The organism is Nocardiopsis listeri NBRC 13360, from assembly GCF_001570765.1.
In the GTDB taxonomy this organism is placed as follows: Bacteria; Actinomycetota; Actinomycetes; order Streptosporangiales; family Streptosporangiaceae; genus Nocardiopsis; species Nocardiopsis listeri.
Genome location: NZ_BCSH01000017.1, coordinates 29,213 through 47,669, shown reverse-complemented (window position 1 = coordinate 47,669; position 18,457 = coordinate 29,213). Strand labels below are relative to the sequence as shown.

Annotated in this window: 16 protein-coding genes; 5 read left to right on the top strand and 11 right to left on the bottom strand. The window is 69.6% G+C overall.

All coding sequences use genetic code 11. From position 1 onward, the window contains the following. Nucleotides 1-202: 202 nt before the first annotated feature. Nucleotides 203-1,108 (top strand): type I pantothenate kinase, encoded by a 906-nt coding sequence (gene coaA / locus NLI01S_RS06305; protein WP_067600736.1) that lies wholly within the window; start codon nucleotides 203-205, stop codon nucleotides 1,106-1,108. A 198-nt stretch (nucleotides 1,109-1,306) separates the two neighbouring features. After that, the gene (locus NLI01S_RS06300) at nucleotides 1,307-3,466 is read left to right on the top strand and encodes a HelD family protein (RefSeq protein ID WP_067600643.1); all 2,160 of its coding nucleotides are present in this window, start codon (nucleotides 1,307-1,309) and stop codon (nucleotides 3,464-3,466) included. 249 nt (nucleotides 3,467-3,715) lie between these two features. On the opposite strand, the gene NLI01S_RS06295 is transcribed toward NLI01S_RS06300, so the two are convergent. Further along, nucleotides 3,716-4,444, bottom strand: coding sequence for a hypothetical protein (locus NLI01S_RS06295; RefSeq protein WP_067600640.1), 729 nt, complete (start codon nucleotides 4,442-4,444; stop codon nucleotides 3,716-3,718). Nucleotides 4,445-4,675: 231 nt separating this feature from the next. Between NLI01S_RS06295 and NLI01S_RS06290 the strand changes: the two genes are divergently transcribed. Together NLI01S_RS06290 and NLI01S_RS06285 are read left to right on the top strand one after the other, a co-directional pair. Continuing rightward, a complete protein-coding gene (locus NLI01S_RS06290; RefSeq protein WP_067600637.1) occupies nucleotides 4,676-5,578 on the top strand; it encodes a universal stress protein in 903 nt (300 codons plus the stop codon). Nucleotides 5,579-5,926: 348 nt separating this feature from the next. Next, the gene (locus tag NLI01S_RS06285; RefSeq protein WP_067600634.1) at nucleotides 5,927-7,735 is read left to right on the top strand and encodes a phosphoenolpyruvate carboxykinase (GTP); all 1,809 of its coding nucleotides are present in this window, start codon (nucleotides 5,927-5,929) and stop codon (nucleotides 7,733-7,735) included. A 105-nt stretch (nucleotides 7,736-7,840) separates the two neighbouring features. On the opposite strand, the gene NLI01S_RS06280 is transcribed toward NLI01S_RS06285, so the two are convergent. Beyond that, nucleotides 7,841-8,401: a hypothetical protein gene (locus NLI01S_RS06280; RefSeq protein ID WP_067600631.1), complete on the bottom strand. Its 561-nt coding sequence runs from the start codon at nucleotides 8,399-8,401 to the stop codon at nucleotides 7,841-7,843. A 200-nt stretch (nucleotides 8,402-8,601) separates the two neighbouring features. Between NLI01S_RS06280 and NLI01S_RS06275 the strand changes: the two genes are divergently transcribed. After that, nucleotides 8,602-9,375 carry a bestrophin-like domain gene (locus NLI01S_RS06275; protein ID WP_067600628.1) on the top strand — a complete coding sequence of 258 codons (774 nt, stop codon included), beginning with the start codon at nucleotides 8,602-8,604 and terminating at the stop codon, nucleotides 9,373-9,375. Between the two features lie 5 nt (nucleotides 9,376-9,380). Here the strand turns inward: NLI01S_RS06275 and NLI01S_RS06270 are convergent, their stop codons facing one another. The 9 genes from NLI01S_RS06270 to NLI01S_RS06230 all read right to left on the bottom strand — a co-directional run bounded on the left by NLI01S_RS06270 (nucleotide 9,381) and on the right by NLI01S_RS06230 (nucleotide 18,448). Then, nucleotides 9,381-10,007 (bottom strand): hypothetical protein, encoded by a 627-nt coding sequence (locus NLI01S_RS06270; protein ID WP_067600625.1) that lies wholly within the window; start codon nucleotides 10,005-10,007, stop codon nucleotides 9,381-9,383. Between the two features lie 77 nt (nucleotides 10,008-10,084). Next, nucleotides 10,085-11,740, bottom strand: a complete 1,656-nt coding sequence (locus NLI01S_RS06265; RefSeq protein WP_067600622.1) for a sodium/solute symporter — start codon at nucleotides 11,738-11,740, stop codon at nucleotides 10,085-10,087. Then, the gene (locus NLI01S_RS06260; protein ID WP_067600619.1) at nucleotides 11,737-12,162 is read right to left on the bottom strand and encodes a hypothetical protein; all 426 of its coding nucleotides are present in this window, start codon (nucleotides 12,160-12,162) and stop codon (nucleotides 11,737-11,739) included. The genes NLI01S_RS06265 and NLI01S_RS06260 overlap by 4 nt, the downstream gene beginning before the upstream one ends. Beyond that, complete coding sequence (locus NLI01S_RS06255) at nucleotides 12,163-12,951, bottom strand: LytR/AlgR family response regulator transcription factor (protein ID WP_067600616.1); 789 nt, start codon at nucleotides 12,949-12,951, stop codon at nucleotides 12,163-12,165. Continuing rightward, complete coding sequence (locus NLI01S_RS06250) at nucleotides 12,948-13,964, bottom strand: sensor histidine kinase (RefSeq protein ID WP_067600613.1); 1,017 nt, start codon at nucleotides 13,962-13,964, stop codon at nucleotides 12,948-12,950. The genes NLI01S_RS06255 and NLI01S_RS06250 overlap by 4 nt, the downstream gene beginning before the upstream one ends. A gap of 269 nt (nucleotides 13,965-14,233) precedes the next feature. Then, nucleotides 14,234-15,937 carry a solute symporter family protein gene (locus NLI01S_RS06245; RefSeq protein ID WP_223809133.1) on the bottom strand — a complete coding sequence of 568 codons (1,704 nt, stop codon included), beginning with the start codon at nucleotides 15,935-15,937 and terminating at the stop codon, nucleotides 14,234-14,236. Continuing rightward, nucleotides 15,934-16,326 (bottom strand): DUF485 domain-containing protein, encoded by a 393-nt coding sequence (locus NLI01S_RS06240; RefSeq protein WP_067600610.1) that lies wholly within the window; start codon nucleotides 16,324-16,326, stop codon nucleotides 15,934-15,936. Before NLI01S_RS06240 ends, NLI01S_RS06245 begins: the two co-directional genes overlap by 4 nt. A 355-nt stretch (nucleotides 16,327-16,681) precedes the next feature. Next, a complete protein-coding gene (locus NLI01S_RS06235) occupies nucleotides 16,682-17,488 on the bottom strand; it encodes an HAD family hydrolase (RefSeq protein ID WP_067600607.1) in 807 nt (268 codons plus the stop codon). A 66-nt stretch (nucleotides 17,489-17,554) separates the two neighbouring features. Further along, nucleotides 17,555-18,448 carry an STM4011 family radical SAM protein gene (locus tag NLI01S_RS06230; RefSeq protein ID WP_067600730.1) on the bottom strand — a complete coding sequence of 298 codons (894 nt, stop codon included), beginning with the start codon at nucleotides 18,446-18,448 and terminating at the stop codon, nucleotides 17,555-17,557. Between the last annotated feature and the right edge of the window lie 9 nt (nucleotides 18,449-18,457).

The following is an 18,457-nucleotide window of genomic DNA, read 5'->3' as shown; positions in this document are numbered from 1 at the left end:
TGGTCCGCGAGTGGAACCGGTTCCACTCCGTCCGAATCAGGACAAAAAACCTTCGGAGTCGGCGTGGTGAACGTGTGGTTTCGGGAACGATCACGCACCAGGTCGGCCAATGAGGGGGCCGGCCGCCCGGGACGGCGGAGCGGCTGCTCTAGGGTGGTCAACCGTGTCTCACGTGACGAAGAACGGCTTCTCCTCACCGTACGTGGAGTTGGACCGCCCGGCCTGGGCCGCGCTCCGCGCCTCCACGCCCCTGTCCCTGACCGAAGCCGACCTCAACGAGCTTCGCGGGACCAACGACCCCACCTCCCTCGAGGAGGTGCGCGACATCTACCTGCCCCTGTCCAGGTTGCTCAACCTGTACGTCGGCGCCACCCAACAGCGGCACGCGGCGGTGCGCGCGTTCCTCGGCGAGTCCGATCGCCCGGCCCCGTTCATCATCGGGGTCGCCGGAAGCGTGGCCGTGGGCAAGTCCACCACCGCGCGGCTCCTGCGCTCCCTGCTCGCCCAGTGGCCCAACCATCCCGACGTCGAGCTGGTCAGCACCGACAACTTCCTGTACCCCAACTCCGTCCTGCAGTCCCGCGGACTCATGCGGCGAAAAGGGTTCCCGGAGAGCTACGACCGGCGTGCCCTGGTCAGGTTCGTCTCGGAGATGAAGGCCGGCGCCGAGCGCCTCGACATTCCGGTGTACTCCCACCTGCACTACGACGTGGTGCCCGGCGAGCGCCAGACGGTGCACCGGCCCGACATCCTCATCGTGGAGGGCATCAACGTCCTACAGCCCGCCACCGCCGGGCGCCTGGCCGTCGCCGACTTCTTCGACTACTCCATCTACGTCGACGCCAAGGCGGAGAACGTCCGCAACTGGTACCTGGACCGGTTCCGGGAACTGCGCCGGACCGCCTTCTCCGACCCGCGCTCCTACTTCCACCACATGGCCACCACCATCGGCGAGGACGAGGCCATGGATTTCGCGGCCAACACCTGGCGCACCGTCAACGAGGTGAACCTCCTGGAGAACATCCGCCCGACCCGTGGCCGCGCCACGCTCGTGCTGTTCAAAGGCGAGGACCACCGCGTCAGTCGGGTTCGCCTGCGCAAGACCTGAGGGACGAAACCGGCCAAAGGCTGCGTAAAAGGGCGGGGTCCGCCCGTTCGGGTAGATTGGACCGTTCGGCCTCGCAACCCCACGGGGTCGTCTGTGCGCGCTCAATGGATCGGAACGAACCGGACCTCATCGGTGACCGGGGCGGGACCCCGCGCACGCGCGAAGCCGCGTCCTGTCCCGCCGACCAGAGGTCCGCCCATGACCACGACCGATCCCACGACCATGCCCGCCGAGTCCGAACCCGACCCCGAACTCGCGTCCGAACGCCGTCACCTCGCCGCGGCACGCGCCGCCCTGGACCGCATGCGCGAGCACGTCGACGCCACCGAACTGCTCTTCGGTGACGTGGTCAAGGACAAGGTCACCGACGCCGCCCTGCGCCGCGGCCGTGAGCGTCGACTCGCGGAGTTGACCGACATCCCCGACGCGCCCCTGTACTTCGGGCGCCTGGACTTCGACCACGGCACCGTCTTCCTGGAGGAGGACGAAGAGGACGAGGCCGGACCCCGCGCCGCCGACGAGCCCGACCGGATCCACATCGGCCGACGCCACGTGTACGACGCCGACGGCCGTCCCATGGTCCTGGACTGGCGCGCGCCCATCAGCATCGCCTACTACCGGGCCTCGCCCGCGGACCGGATGCTGGTGCGCACCCGGCGCCGCTACGGGTTCACCACCACGGCCGACGCCGACGGTGAGCCCCGGACGCTCCTCACCGCCTTCGAGGACGAGGACCTCCTGGTCGACCCGGACGCACCGGCCCCCACCAGCGAGCTCCTCAGCACGGAGATCGAACGGCCGCGCACCGGACCCATGCGCGACATCGTCGCCACCATCCAGCCCGAGCAGGACGACCTGGTCCGAGCGCCGCTGGATACCACCCTGTGCGTCCAGGGCGCGCCCGGCACCGGCAAGACCGTCGTGGGCCTGCACCGCATCGCCTACCTGCTCTACACCGAGCGCGCACGGCTCTCCCGAACCGGAGTGGCGATCATCGGGCCCAACCGGTCCTTCCTGTCCTACATCCGCGACGTCCTACCCGCCCTCGGGGAGGTGGACGTCCACCAGACCACCGTCGTCGACCTGCTCACCCGGGACCTGCCCGAGCGGGCCGGGCACCCTCAGGGATGGATCCGCCGGGTGGAGTCCCCGGAGGTCGCGCGGGTCAAGGGTTCCGCGGTCATGGCCGAGGTGCTCCGTCGCGACCTGTGGGCGCACCTGCGCGAACCGGAGGAGACGGTGATGGTGCGCGGGGGCTCGCGCCGGTGGCGGCTGTACCCGGAGGACGTGCGCCCGCTCGTCACCGAACTCGCCGAACGCGGGGTGGCCTACGGTTCGGGGCGTGAACTGCTCTCGCACCGCATGGCGCACGTGATCCTCACCCAGATGGAGGCCGAGGGGCGGACCTGCGACGACCGCACGCACACACGGGTACGCCGGGACCCGGCGATCCGTACGGCGGTCACCACGCTGTGGCCCAAGGTCGATCCGCTGAAGCTGGTGCTGGGGCTGCTCGCCGACCCCGAACGCCTGGCCCGCGCGGCGGAGGGCCTGCTCACCGCCGAGGAACAGGCCCTGCTGCGGCTACCGGGCAACCCGCGCGGCCCCAAGTCCGCGAAATGGTCGGAAGAGGACCTGGCACTGGTGGACGAAGCGGCGGCGCTGATCGAACGCCCCTCCGGGATGGGGCACGTCGTGGTGGACGAGGCCCAGGACCTGAGCCCGATGCAGTGCCGGGCGATCGCGCGACGCAGCGGTTCCGGCTCGCTCACGGTTCTCGGTGACATCGCCCAGGGCACGAGTCCTTCGGCCGCGCGGAACTGGTCGACGCTCCTGGAACACCTGGGAAAACCCACCGGCCACCTGCACGTGCTGGACCGTGGCTACCGGGTGCCCGCGCAGATCATCGACTTCGCCGCCCGACTGCTGCCCACCATCGCCCCCGGGCTGGGGGCTCCGACCGCGGTGCGCCGATCACCCGGAGCGCTGCGCCTCTCCCCGGTCGCGGGGGACCCGGCCCCCACGGTGGCGGAGGCCTGCCGCGCCGCGCTCAAGGGAGAGGGATCGGTGGGGCTGGTAGCCGCCGACCGCCAGATCGCCGAACTGAGGTCGGCCCTGGCCGCCGAAGGGGTGGAGGCGCCCTTGTTGGGCGAGGTCGGTCTGGACGACGCCCGACTGATCGCGGTCCCCGCGAGCCTGGCCAAGGGCCTGGAGTTCGACGCCGTGGTGGTGGTCGAGCCCGCCGCCATCGTCGAGGCCGAGGAACGGGGAGCAAACCGCCTGTACGTGGCCCTGACCCGAGCGGTGAGTTCACTGCACGTGGTCCACGGCCGAGCCCTGCCACCCGAACTCGCCTGAATTCGGACGCGCGCCCGGCCCTGGACCGGCGGCTGCGGCGGACGCTGGAACGGGCCGGGGCCGACGAACCGGAACGCGCCGACGAGGACCTGCGCGAACCGCACCGGGGGCCGACACACCCGGCACCCGGGCCGCCTCGGAGGCCTTCACCGAGTGGCCGGGGCACGTCGTCGGCCGAGGGAGCGGCCTCGAAGGCTCCGACACCCTCCGAGGTTGCGGAGGGTGTCGGACGGGTGGTGTGAGAGCGGGTCAGCTCAGCCGCTCGGGCGCGCGGATCCGGCCGCCACGCCGCTTCCAGTGGCCGGGGATCAACCCCACGGCCAGCAGCCACAGGGCGACCGTCACCAGGTGGAGGCGTTCCGCCATCCCCAACGCGACACCCGGGGAGCCGTCCCCGGACGAGAGGTACAGGCCGGCGGCGAGCACCAGGACGGCCACGGCGGCCACCGCCTGCGCGGCGGTGATCAGCGCCAACACGATCCAGGAGCGCTCGCCCGCCACGTGCCGGTCCCTGGTGAGCGCGGCCGAGGCCACCAACGCCGCGAGGGTCGCGACCACGGCCAGCGGTGGCTGGAGGACGCTCACCCCGCCCATCCCCTCCACCACGGACTCCACCGCGCACGCCGCGTCGGTGGACACCACACATCGCCCGGGCAGCAGGGACGAGGTCAAGGACGTGACGCCGAACACGACCATGGACCACCACGAGATCGTCAGCCAACGGCGCGGTCGCTCGGCGCCCAGCGCCAGCCCGAGGCCGGCGGCGAGCACGACCAGGATCGCCGCGGTCCGGTGGGCGCTGTCCAACATCCGCCCGAAGGTGGATTCGGGGTCGGCCAACGCGCCGGTGCCGGATCCGAGCCCGACGGGAAAGACGACCTCCAGCGCCCACATGCTGTAGACCACGGCGGCCACCACCGCGGCCACACGGCCGTCACGGTGGTCCCAGTGCAGGTGTCCGGTGTTCGAGTGGGACATCGCGCTCCCCATCCGCCGATGACTCGCTTATGTCTCTCGGACGCGACCTGACGTCCGCGCGTTCCGTTCCTGCGGGGACACTGGTCGTCTTGGGACTTTACGTCACCCAACTCGCGGCGGCACTGTTATCCGCCGGTGCGTGTTCGGACGGCATCATCGGGAAGAGCATGGAAACACCGGCGGAGGCGAAGATCCCATGACCGCCGAGACCTACGGAAAGGGCGCACGCAGATGAACGGCGCTACCACGACACGATGGATGGTCGTGGGGGTGGACGGCAGCGACTCCAGCAGGCACGCGTTGGAATGGTCGGCGTACCAGGCCATGCTTCGTGGCCTGGGCGTGTTGATCGTGGCCGCCGCGCGCCCGCTGGCCACGGACGGTTTCGACGTGTGGTCGAGCGTCGAGGAGCAGGCCCGGGCGACGGAGGGCTCGGGGGCCCGGACCCTGCTCGACCACGCCGAGGATTGGGTGTCGCGGCTGTTCCCCGAACTGTCCGTGCGCACCCGGATGTCGTTCGACCGGCCCGCCCAGGCCCTGATCACGGAGTCCCACGAACCGGGGGTGGCGGCGGTCGTGGTGGGCTCGCGCGGACTGAGCGGGATCGCCGCGGCGTTCGTGGGGTCGGTGGGCATCGAACTGGCCGCTCGTTCACCGGTGCCGGTCATAGTGCTGCCCCGGGACCACGCCGCCGCGCACGGGGTGCGCAGCCGGGTCATCGTGGGTGCGGACGGTTCCGAGCCGAGCCGGCGAGCGTTGAGGTTCGCCTTCGACCAGGCGGAGTTCGCCGACGCCGACCTGGTGGCGGTCAGCGCCTGGCAACCGTTGGTGGCGTTCGCCGCCGCGACCGGTCCCATCCCGCCGGAACTGTTCGACGACGCGACGGCCGCGGAGGCCGCCAGGCAGGCCCTGGACGAGGAACTGATGGACCTGCGGTTGATGCGGTCCAAGGTTCGGGTGCACACGCGGGTGGTCCGTGCGCACCCGGTGGTGGCCCTTCTGGAGGAGGCCACCCCCGCCGACCTGATCGTGGTGGGCTCGCGCGGCCGCGGCGGGTTCCGCGGCCTGCTGCTGGGATCGGTGAGTCACTCGGTCCTGCACGGCGCCCGGGGCCCGGTGGCCATACTTCGTTGAACTGCGAAGACCCGGCAGTGGTCTAGAGGGTGTTCGTTCCGCGCCTCCGCGGCGCTTCGGTGCCCGGACGGTGAGCCCGTGTGACGAATGGCACGGTGTGTCGTCGTGGACGTGCCTTCGGCCCGCGACGCAGGGAAAAGCTGCTCCGAGCCGTGTCGGGGCGAGCCCGTTGAGCGTGTGCGGGCACACCGTGGTCGAGTGCCCGAATCCCTTGCCATGCAGCGGAATCCGATATCCCGTGCGGCCATTATTAGACCACTGGCCTAGACCAATTGGTCAGTTCCGCTCCTCGTCGTTCATCATTCGAGAGATCTCGTCATTCGAAGAGGAGCCGTTGTGACTGCTGACGTGGGTATTGACGTGGGCACCGCCCTGACCGACAACGAAGAACTCATCTCCTGGGTTCGTGACGTCGCGGAGCTGACCAGGCCGGACGAGGTCGTGTGGTGTGACGGCTCCGAGGAGGAGTGGACCCGCCTCACCGACCTACTGGTCGAGCAGGGCACGTTCACCCGCCTCGACTCCGCGAAACGGCCCAACAGCTTCTACTGCAAGTCGGACCCGAGCGACGTCGCCCGAGTGGAGGACCGCACCTTCATCTGCTCCGAGCGCGAAGAGGACGCGGGCCCCACCAACAACTGGATCGCCCCGGACGAGATGCGCGCCACCTTCGGCGAGGTCTTCAAGGGAGCCATGCGCGGCCGCACCATGTACGTGGTGCCCTTCTGCATGGGTCCCCTCGGCGGTGACATCTCCCAGCTCGGCGTCGAGATCACCGACTCCCCCTACGTCGTCGTCTCCATGCGCGTCATGGCCCGCATGGGCGCCGCCGCCCTGCGCCTCATCGAGGAACGCGGCGAGTTCGTCAAGGCCATCCACTCCGTCGGCGCCCCGCTGGAGCCCGGACAGCAGGACGTCGCCTGGCCCTGCAACACCACCAAGTACATCTCGCACTTCCCCGAGACCCGTGAGATCTGGTCCTACGGATCCGGCTACGGCGGCAACGCCCTGCTCGGCAAGAAGTGCTACGCGCTGCGCATCGCCTCGGTCATGGCCCGCGACGAGGGCTGGCTCGCCGAGCACATGCTGATCCTCAAGGTGACCTCGCCGCGGGGAAGGTCACACTACGTCGCCGCCGCCTTCCCGAGCGCCTGCGGCAAGACCAACCTCGCCATGCTCCAGCCGACCATCCCCGGCTGGAAGGTCGAGACCGTCGGTGACGACATCGCCTGGATGCGCTTCGGCGCCGACGGACGGCTGCGCGCCATCAACCCCGAGGCCGGCTTCTTCGGCGTCGCGCCCGGCACCGGCGCCAAGACCAACGCCAACGCGGTCGAGACACTGTGGGGCAACAGCATCTTCACCAACGTCGCCCTCACCGAGGACGGCGACGTGTGGTGGGAGGGCCTCACCGAGGAGCCCCCGGCCGGTCTGACCGACTGGAAGGGCCGTCCCTGGACCCCCGGGTCCGGTGAGCCCGCCGCCCACCCCAACTCCCGCTTCACCACCCCGGCCGGGCAGGCCCCGACGATCGCCGACGAGTGGGAGGACCCCGCGGGTGTGCCGATCTCGGCCATCCTGTTCGGTGGCCGCCGCGCCACCGCGGTGCCGCTGGTGAGCGAGTCCCTCAGCTGGCAGCACGGCGTCTACCTCGGCGCCAACGTCTCCTCCGAGAAGACCGCCGCCCAGGAGGGCTCCGTCGGCGAGCTGCGCCGCGACCCGTTCGCGATGTTGCCGTTCTGCGGCTACAACATGGGCGACTACTTCGCCCACTGGCTGAAGATCGGTGCCGGCGCCGACCAGGCCGAGTTGCCGAAGATCTTCTACGTCAACTGGTTCAAGAAGAACGCCGACGGCGAGATCGTCTGGCCGGGCTTCGGTGAGAACAGCCGCGTCATCAAGTGGATCGTCGAGCGGCTCGAAGGCGAGGCCGAGGCCGTGGAGACCCCGATCGGTCTGGTGCCGACCGCCGACGGCATCGACACCGAGGGGCTGGACATCTCCGACGAGGACATGAAGTTCGTCCTCGACGTCGACCCCGACGTCTGGAAGCAGGAAGCCGCGCTGGTCCCCGAGTTCTTCAGGACCTTCGGTGACAACCTCCCGAACGAGCTCTGGGACGAGTACCACGCGCTGGTGGACCGCCTGGACGGGTAGCCACCCGGGTCGTCCCCCTCCCTTCTCCGCACATCGGGGGTCGACCGACGACGAGGGGCGTGGGCACGACGGTGTCCGCGCCCCTCGTCGTGGTCCGAACACGGGTCAACGGCAGGAGACATAGCCGGTGCGGAACGTCGTGTCCTGCTCCGAGACGTGCATCCGGCCCTGGACGTCGCCGAACGAGGCGATGCCGGTGGTGAAGGACGCGGACCGGCCCGTGGAGACCACCCGGGGACCGCCCCTGCGTTCCAGGCGACCGATCTGGCCCACGCGCAGCTCCACGGTGATCCGGCTTCCGGAGGCCTTGGAGTAGCTCACCTTCGCGGTGGTGCAGTCGGTGGTCCGGATGGTGAGGGTGCCGTGGGTGAGCGCGGCCGATTCGGCGGCCAGGGCGCCGACCTCGCCGACCTCGCCGACCTCGCCGGGGTCGTCCACGGCGTCGGCGTACCGGGGGTTCTCGTCCAGGAAGGTCTTCAGGCTCTCCACGTCCTCACCGACCTCGTAGAAGCCATCGTCGGTGATGATGACCTCCACGGAGGAGCTGTGCGCGCGATCATCCTCGGCGATCGCGGTGGAAGGGGCGAGGAGGACCGAGGCGGTGGTCGCGGCGGCGAGCGCGGTGAGCCGGAGCAAGGGGCCGCGGGGGGAGAGGATGGTGGGCACGGGTGGTCCTTCCGAGAGCGCTGGAGTGGGGGAGAGCGGCGCTGAGAACGTACCAATCGGTACGTCGGGCTCCAGGGGCCGAGGTCTCGTCGGACGGGACGGGGGATAAAAGCGGGCGTTCATCCGTTTCGGGGGCGGGACCGGTCGGGGCGTGTTAACGATGACCAGTCGATACCCGTTTCTCCTGCTGGGAGCCCCGATTGTCCACCCTGCTGCTGCTCGCCGCCCTCCTGATCGTCATGGTCGCCGGCGCCGTACTGATCTCCCGACGCCTCCAGGTCGACGATGAGTTCTCCGGCGGTGCCTTGGGCGCCACCATCGCACCCTGCGTGCTCGCCCTCTACCTCGTGGCCGCCGCCATGGGCGCGGTGATCGCCTGGGAGAACTTCACCACCGCGGAAGACGGGATCGTCGCCGAGACCGGCGCTGCGCAATCCCTGTACTGGAGCACCACCGCCCTGCCCGAGGACGAGGCCATCGCGGTGCGCGAGAACCTTCGCGCCTACCTGACGACCGTGGTGGAGGACGATTGGCCGCGCATGGTGACCGAGGGGGAACTCAGCGCGGAGGGGGACGAGGCCATGGCCGCGCTGACGACGTCGGTGCGCACGCTCTCGGCGTCCGATTCCGGTGACGGGCTCGACCGCTTGACCGCGCGTCAGGAACTCGGCAACCTCAGCGACGCGCGCGTGGCCAGGTCCGACGCCGCCGGGGACGGCATTCCTACGTTGCTGCTGGTGCTGACCGCCGCTTCCGGTGCGGTGGTCGCGGTGATGCCGTTCGCGATGATCAAGCGCGGTGCCCGGGTGGCCTACCTGTGGGCCGCCGTCAACCTGCTGTTCGTGTTCGCCACCATCGCTCTGCTCTTCTACATCGGCGATCCCTACGCGTCGGCGTTGAAGGTCGACGCCGAGGGGTTGTCGGCGGCGCTGGCCACGTTCGAACGTGTCGACTCGACGATGGTCACGCCCTGACCTCCTTACCTTTGCCGGGTGGCGCCGGCGCGGCCGGCACCGGCGGCGGCGACGGCGCCCACCACGGCGATGAGGACCATGGTGCGCATCGGTGTGAAGACCCCGGTCGCGGTGTCCGTGGTGGGTCGGTCGGCGGCGATGAGGGGGTCCTGATGGGCGGCCTCGATCACTCGGGCCGCCTCCACCGGTGTGAGGGGCTCCGCGGGTTCGGCGGGTTCCGGCGCCGGTGGTGCCTCGGGGGCGGGACCCTCGGGCCCGGGCGATTCCGATGCGGCCGGTTCCGCCGTGGCCGCCGTGGCCGGTGCCGACACGATCGGAGGCTCGGGTACGGGCGCATCGGGGACGGAACGACCCGGTTCGGGCGCGGGTTCGGGGACGAACGCGGGCGGTGACAGCGGGCAGGCGCCCGGACCGATCACGACCGTCACCTCGCCCGCGCACACGACCACCCACTCCGGGGTGGACTCCACATGGGTGTCGGGGGTGTCCACACGGACGTCCTGGGGCCCGGCCGTGACACTCGTGTCGGGGGGCGGGGCGTACCCGGACTCGTCGGCCTGGGCCGCCGCGCAGGAGCACAGCACGACTCCGGCGGCGAACAGGAAGGGAAACGCACGCGGCAGGCGAGGCACGCTACTCCTCGTGGCTGGTTTTGGACACGAGGTAATCGTACTCCGTCGGGTCCCGCCCCACCCCGCGAACGGGGCGGTCAGGGGGAGTGCAGGCGCAGGACCGCGTGCTCGGCCCATTCGGGAGGTCGGGTGAAACGTGAGACGACCATCATCGTCAGGAACGCCAAGGGGATGGTCCAAGCCGCCGGTTGGGCCAACAACACGGTCCCCCATCCCGGGATCGTGGGCAGCAGGATCGACCATCCCACCGCCCCGGTGGCGGTGCCCCCACCCACGATCAGTCCGGCGGCGGCGCCCGGCAGGGTCAGCCGGCGCCACCAGATCCCCAACACCAGCAGGGGACAGAAGGTGGACGCCGCGACGGTGAACGCCCACACCACCAACGCGTTGATGTCGATCATCTGCGCGGGCAGCGCCAACAGGACGGACACGCAGGCACCGACGACCACGGCCAGCCGTAGACGGGGCACGCTGCCGTGGAAGAGGTCGTGCGACAGTCCGCCGGCCAGGGCCAGCAACAGCCCGGAGGAGGTGGACAGGAAGGCGCCGAAGGCACCCGCGGCGACCATCGCCGTCAGGAGGGTCCCCACCGAACCCGGGACCGCCTGGGCCGGCAGCACCACCGTCACGGTGTCGGTGCCCTGCAACATCACCAGCTGTGGCGTGAGCACGCGGCCCAACAGTCCGTACACGGTGGGGAAAAGGTAGAACAGCCCCAGCAACGCGATCACGCCCACGGCCACCCGGCGGGCGATCCGCGCGGTCGGACTGGTGTGGAAGCGCATGATCACGTGCGGCAGACCCATGCAGCCCAGGGTGATGGCGAGCAGCGTCGACCAGGTCTCGAACAACGGGTAGCCGCCCATGTCCAGCAGGGGCGTGCTCCAGCGTTCACCGCCGAGCTCCGGCAGGCCCTCGGGGTGCGGGATGGTGGCGCCCTCCGGGAACACGTACTCAGTGCCCTGTTCCACGGAGTGCCCTCCCGCGGCGAGTTCCAACTCCTCGCCGTCGGCGGTGACCACGGTGACCGGTTCGTCCAACGTGAACTCGGTACCGACGGTGAACTCCACCGGCGTGGCCTGCGGGAATCGCGTACCCCATTCGGGGTGCAGGGCCTCGGAGCGGGTGTCGGCGCCGGCGTGCACCACCAGGTAGATCGCCGGCACCGCCAGGAACGTCAACTTGATGATGTAGTGGAAGGCCTGCACGTAGGTGGCCGAACGCATGCCGCCCGCCGCGATGGAACCACTCACCACCAACCCGGCCAGCAGCACCCCGACCCAGTAGGGGGTTCCGCTGACCAGGCTCAACACCACCCCGGCCCCCTTGAACTGGGGGACCAGGTACAGCAGCATGATGACCAGTACCACGCAGCCGCACAGCTTCCGTAGACGGGGCGCGCCCAGTCGGTACTCGGCGAAGTCCGGCACGGTGAAGGCACCCGAACGTCGCATCGGTCCGGCCACCAACGCGACCACGGCCACGTACCCGGCGCTGAACCCCGCCGCGTACCACATGGTGCCCAGCCCGTTCTTGAGCAGCAGTCCGGCCAGGCCGAGCACGGAGGCGGCGGACAGGTATTCACCGGCGATCGCCAGGGCGTTCCAGTTCGGCGACACCCGCCGTGAGGCGACCAGGAAGTCGGAGGTGGACCGCGCGGCCCGCACTCCGTAGATCCCGATGACCAGGCTCGCGACGAGCACCAGGCCGATGGCCAGGACGGCGGTGGTCATGAGGTCCCGTCATCGCGAGGGTACGGTTCGTCGTTGCGGGTCGACCGGGTGACGGCCCCGGCCCGTGCGACGGCCTCGGCCCGGTCCTCCAGACGCTCGGCCGATCGCACGTGCCACAGCGCCAGGCCGAACAACGACGGGTAGATCGCCACGGTCAGCAGCAGCCAGGAGATCGGCACCCCCACCACCCGGAGGTCTCCGAGCGTCGGGAACAGGGAGAAGGCGCCGCTCAGCCCGAACAGCACCAGTCCCAGCAGCGTCACGGTGCGTACGGCCCCGCGTCGCTGCGCGCGGAACAGCGCTCGGGCGGCCTCGGTGTCCACGGGTTCGGGAACCGGCTGTAGGTGCTGCACCGGCCGGTTGCCCCTGGCCAACGCGATCCTCGTCTGCGGGCTGGTGAGCTTCTCACGGCGTGGACTCAACTACCACTCCTTGGCCGTCCCCGGGCGTCCGGTCGCCGAACGGCCGAGCTGGTCGCGTTTGGCCGCCTCCAGGAGTTGGGCGCGCAGATGGCGTCCGTGGCGGCGGCTCACGGGTACGTCTCCGGCCGGGGTCCCGGCCACCAGACCGGAGGAGGAGGTCACCCGAAGGTCCCGGACCCAGGAGATGGCGATGAGGAAGCCGCGGTGCACCCGGACGAACCCGGCCGAGGCCCACACCTCCTCCAGGTACGACAGCGACAGCCGGATCAGGTGGGTGCCCTCGGCGGTGTGCAACCGCACGTAGTCGCCCTGGGCCTCCACGAACTGCACGTCGTCGCGTTTGACGAACACGGTGCGCCGGCCGGTGTCGATCTGCACCACGTGCAGGTCCTCCGCCGGGGAGGAGGTGGCGTTGGCGTCGCGCAGTTGCGCGATCCGGCCTACGGCCTCGGCCAGACGCTCGGGGCGGATCGGTTTGAGCAGGTAGTCCACCGCGCCGATCCCGAACGCCTCCACGGCGTGCGCCTCGGACGCGGTCACGAACACGATCGACGGCGGCTCCGACATCACGCTCAGCACCCGGGCCACGTCCATGCCGTCCAAGCCGGGCATGAGGATGTCGAGGAAGGCGGCGTCGATGCTGGTCGTGCCCAACAACCGCACCGCCGAAGCCCCGTTCGAGGCCACCAGGACCTCCGACACCTCGGGCATGTCGCCCAGGAGCGAGGCCATCTCCTGGCGGGTGGAGGCCTCGTCCTCCACCACCAGTACACGGAGTTCGGGGTTCATCGCACGACCACCCCGGGTGCGAACCTCGGTACGCGCACGGTCACCTTCGTTCCCTCCCCCAGCGCGGTCTCGATCATCAGACCGTACTCCGGTCCGTAGACCGCTCGCAGTCGCTGGTCCACGTTGGCCAGACCGACGCTACGGGCCTCGGGCCCGGTACCCGCGAGGAGGGCGCGTGCCAGTTCCGGGTGCATGCCCACACCGTCGTCCTCGATCTCGATGACGCAGAGCGGACCCTCACCGAAACCGGACACGCTGATGTGGCCACGGCCCTCCTTGCGTTCCAGCCCGTGCCGGATCGCGTTCTCCACGATCGGTTGCACCACCAGGAACGGGATGGCGATGGGCAGCACCTCGGGTGCCATCCGCACGGTGATGTCCAACCGGTCGTGGAAGCGGGCGCGCTGTAGTTCGAGGTAGGTCTGCGTGGCCTCCAACTCGTCGGAGACCGTGGCGTAGTCGCCCTTGTCGGAGAACCCGTACCGCAGGTAGTCGGCGAAGTCCGACAGCAGTTGACGGGACCGGTCGGGGTCGGTGCGCACCAACGCCGCGATCACGGCGAGGGAGTTGTGCATGAAGTGCGGGGAGATCTGGGCGCGCAGGGTGCGCAGGTCGGCGGCGGCGATCCGGGCTCGGGCCCGGCGCAGCGCCGCGTGGTCCAGGCTGTCCGAGACCAGTGCCGCGGCCGCCTCGACGTCCGACTCCACCGGTTCGCCGATGGCCACCAACGCGCCGGCGAGTTCGTCGGCCACGTGCAGCGGGACCGCGTAGACCGAGGCGCCCTCCGTCGAGCGGGCGCGGGCACTGCCCCCGTACTCGAAGACCTGGGCCAGGACACCCTCGATCTCCTCGGACCCGGGGCGGGTTCCGTTCGCGGTGATCGGTCCGTCCAGGTCGGCCAGCAGGACACCCTCCACGGCGAGGATCCGGCGCAGCCTTCTGGCGGCCGCGCCCACGTTGCGGCCGTGCAACCCGTCCTGGAGATCGATTCCCAAGGCGTGGACCTGGCGCATCAACTCGATGCTCGCCCGACGATCCGAAGAGGAGGGGCGCCGGGAGGGGGAAAGCCACGACAGCCACCGATACGACACGCACCGATCTTATCCCCGCATAGTGTGTCAACGGTCACGTCGATCGGATCGCCTTCTTCTCGTTCACGTGGAAGGGCCCGCCACCCCCGGGAGGAGGGGTGACGGGCCGGGACGCACGGAGCGCGATCGGGAGATGGCCACGTTCCGTGCGTGGCCCCCGTAAGTGGCTGATCGGGGGCCCGGGGTGAGAACTAGTGATCGGAGGCCTTTTCGGCGCCCGCACCGGACAAGGCGCGCACCTGGAGCTGGGCGAACTTCTCGAAGTCCTGCTCCTTGGAGGTGAGCGTGCCCACGACCGCGCAGAGAAGACCCAGCGGCACCGAGAACAGTGCCGGGTTGGGCATCGGGAACCAGGCGAAGTCCATGTGCGGAATCAGGGCGGTCTCGGAGCCGGAGACGACCGGGGAGAAGAGCACCAGACCCACCGCGCTGATCAGACCACCGTAGACACCGCAGATCGCGCCACGGGTGTTGAACCGCTTCCAGAACAGGCTGAGCAGGATCGTCGGCAGGTTGGCCGAGGCGGCGATGGCGAAGGCCAGGGCCACGAGGAACGCCACGTTGAGGTTCTGCGCGAAGACCGCCAGGACGACGGCGACCAGACCGATGCCGGCGGCGGCGATCCGCGCGACACGGACCTGCTCGTTGTCGGTGGCCTTCCCCTTGCGGATCACGGAGTTGTAGAAGTCGTGGGCAAGGGAGGAGGACGAGGCGATGACCAGACCCGCCACCGTCGACAGGATCGTCGCGAAGGCGACGGAGGCGATCAACGCGAGCAGGATCGCTCCCGTGGTCTCCCCACCGAAGTGGTCGCCGACGGCCTGTGCCAGCTGGGGTGCGGCCGCGTTGCCCGCCGCGTCCTGGTCGGTGATCGCCTGGTGACCCACGATGGCGGCGGCGCCGAAGCCCAGCACCAGGGTGAACAGGTAGAAGGTGCCGATGAGGCCGATGGCCCAGTTCACGGACTTACGGGCCGTCATCGAGTCGGGGACCGTGTAGAAGCGGATGAGGATGTGCGGCAGACCGGCAGTGCCCAGGACCAAGGCCATGCCGAGGCTGATCAGGTCCAGCTTGTTCCACATGGACTGGACCGCGTCACCGGACACCTCGACGCCGTAACGCAGGCCGGGTTCGAGGAAGGCCGCTCCCTGGCCGCTGGCCGAGGCCGCATCGGTCATCAGGGAGCCGAGGTTGAAGTTGTAGATCGACAGGGTGAGTACCACCAGCAGACCGGTACCGGTCATGAGCATGATGGCCTTGATGATCTGGACCCAGGTGGTGCCCTTCATGCCGCCGAAGGAGACGTAGATGGTCATCAGCATGCCGACCAGCACGATGCCGACGATCTTGGCGGTCTCCCCGGACATGCCCAGGTAGGTCTCACCGGGCTGGATGCCCATGAGCAGGGAGATGAGAGCGCCCGCGCCCACCATCTGCGCCAGGAGGTAGAAGATGGAGACGGTAATGGTGGAGACGGCCGCGGCGGTGCGCACCGGACGCTGCTGCATCCGGTAGGACAGCACGTCGCCCATGGTGTAGCGACCGGAGTTGCGCAGTAGTTCGGCGACCAGGAGCAGAGCCACCAGCCAGGCCACGAGGAAGCCGATGGAGTACAGGAAGCCGTCGTAGCCGAACAGGGCGATCATGCCCGCGATGCCCAGGAAAGAGGCGGCGGACATGTAGTCCCCCGCGATCGCGAACCCGTTCTGGGTGGCGGTGAAGCCGCGTCCACCGGAGTGGAAGTCGGTGGCGTTGTGGGTTCGCCGGCTCGCCCAGACGGTGATGTAGAGGGTCGCGGCGATGATGACCGAGAACAGGCCGATGGTGATGGCGCGACTGCTGTCGCTGACGGCGGCCGTCTCGAGTGTGAACTGCTGGATGCCGGTGAGGTTCACTTCTTCTCCTCCACGGGGTTGTCCAGAGCCTCACGGACGGCCGCGGCGGCCGGATCCAGACGCTTACGCGAGTAGTTCGAGTAGATGATGGCGATGCTGAAGGTCGTGATGAACTGGAGCACACCGAAGAGCAACGCCAGGTTGACGTTCCCGAACAGCTGGACGCTCATCAGGTCGCGTGCGAACGCCGTCATCAGGACGTAGAGCAGGTACCAGGCCATGAAGGCCAGACTCATCGGAAAGATGAAGGAGAAGAGGCTCTTCTTGAGGTGGAGGAACCTCGGGTCGCTGTGCATGGCGATGACCGCTTCAGTGGACAGCGTTTCCTCGGTGGGTTCTGGACCCTGCTCCGCGGTGGTTGTGGGTTGCGGTGGTTCTTTACTCGCCATGTGCTACCTCCGGGGGGATGGGCGGGACGGTGACGCTGGTCAGGTCACATCCCGAGGATGTGACCTGAATTACTCGATACTGTAAGGAGCGACACCACCGATTGAGCAGGGGACGCGCCCGAACACGCGCCGAACGCGGGTGCGAAGCGTCGAGCGGTCGCCCATCGTGCGGTGAACGGTCCCCATCCACGACGAACGGTCGCCGGGTGGTCGTGTCCAGGGTCGTTGGGACGCGCCTTCCGGGACGCCCGACTCCTCTCCCCACCCCGGAGGACCCCCGTGCGCACGGCCGTTGAACCGACGTGGCCCCGGCGGACGTTCCGCCGGGGCCACGGTCGTTTCGGCCGGTGGTCGCTCACCCTCGCAGCAGTTGCTCCACCACACGTCCCACGCCGTCCTCGTGGCTGGGCGGGGCCACCAGCAGCCCCAGCTCCGGGTCGAGCAGTTCGGGGTGGCCGCTGCGCATCGCGTAGCCGGACCCGGCCCAGGTGAGCGAGGACCGGTCGTTGGGCATGTCGCCGAAGGCCACGACCTCCTCCCGGGAGACCCCCCATTCCTCGCAGAGCAGCGCCAAAGCGCTGCCCTTGTTCACCCCGGTCGCGCTCACCTCGACCAACCCGGACGAACCGGAGTAGGTCACCTCCGCCAGGGGTCCGATGGACTGGGAGGCGGCGTCGAGCATCAGGTGCACGGGCATGGCGGTGGACCGGGCGAGGAGTTTGGTGACGGGGTTCGCGGCGGCCAGCAGGGCGTCGGTGTCCTCCAACACCTCGGTCACCCAGTCCCGGGGCATCCAGGACTCCAACATGTAGTCGGCGTCGTGGTAGAAGCCGACGCCGGTCTCCACCGCGAACCCGACCTCGGGCAGGGCGCCCCGGAGCTTGTCTACGAGGGTTCCGGAGGTGTCGCGGTCGATCGCCCTGACCAGCGGATCGCGGCCGGGCACCTGGGTGTGGGCGCCGTTGCCGCAGACCACTGCGGCGCACTCGAACAGTTCGGCGATGGCGGCGGTGTTGCGGGGTGGTCGGGCGGTCACGATGACCACCCTGATTCCGGCGTCGACGGCGTCGTTCAGAGCCCTGCGGTTGCGTTCGGAGACCTCGCCCGATCGGCCCAGGAGGGTGCCGTCGAGGTCGGTGGCGATGACACGGGGAAGGACCATGGGACGAATTATGGCCGTCCCCGGTGACGGTTTCGAAGGGGCGTCGGTACTTCTCACGTGGATGTGTCAGGAGCCGCGGATCGCAGGGATCCGCTCGATCACCCCGCCCCGGAACACGTCGTACAGGTCCAGGGGCTCCAGGTGGACGTAGCCGATGTGGCAGTCACAGGTGGTCAGCGGGCAACCCGAGGGTCCGAGTCGTTCGCGGAAGGACCCGTCGTAGAGGTTGCCCAGGGGGTCGTCCACGAAGTGGCAGCGCCGCACGTTTCCGTCCCCGTCCACGGACAGCACACTCTCACCGGTGCGACAGGGAAGGCCACGGCTGGGATGGGGCAGTCGGCTGTGGTGGAAGAGCGGGTCGATTCGCTGCCAGGTCGCGGCTTCGGCGTCGGTGTAGGAACGTCCCTCGGCCGCGTTCACCCACAGGTACACCTGCTCGGGCAGGGCGGCGCGCATCCGAGCGGCCGCTCCCAGGTGCTCGGGCAGCCCCACCACACCGACGCTGAACCGCACCCCGAGGTCGATGAGCTCGCGGGCCTTGGCCAGGAACCGCTCGTGGGCGACCTCACCGGGGTGGTAGGTCGTCCACAGCGCCGCCGAGTCGAGGTCGCATTCGGTGAGCCAGCCCAGGCGTCCGCCCAGGTTGGTCTGGATCGCGACCCGGTCCACGTGCGGCAGCCGGCTGAGCCGAACGATCGCCCGCCGGTACCAGGACCGGACCAGACCCTCGCCCCAGGGGGTGAACAGCACCGAGATCCGGGTCCCGGGATCGTGCTCGGCGCGTTCGGCCACCCAGTCGGTGAAACGCTCCAGCGCCGCACGGTCCACCCGCAGGGTGTCGGGGGAGTCCCGACGCTTGGCGAACGGGCAGTACGGGCAGTCGTAGTCGCAGCTGGCCAACGGCCCCCGGTAGAGCAGGGTCAGGTGGGCGGGCAGAGCGGCGCGCGCGGGGGGACCCATGGTCGGGTC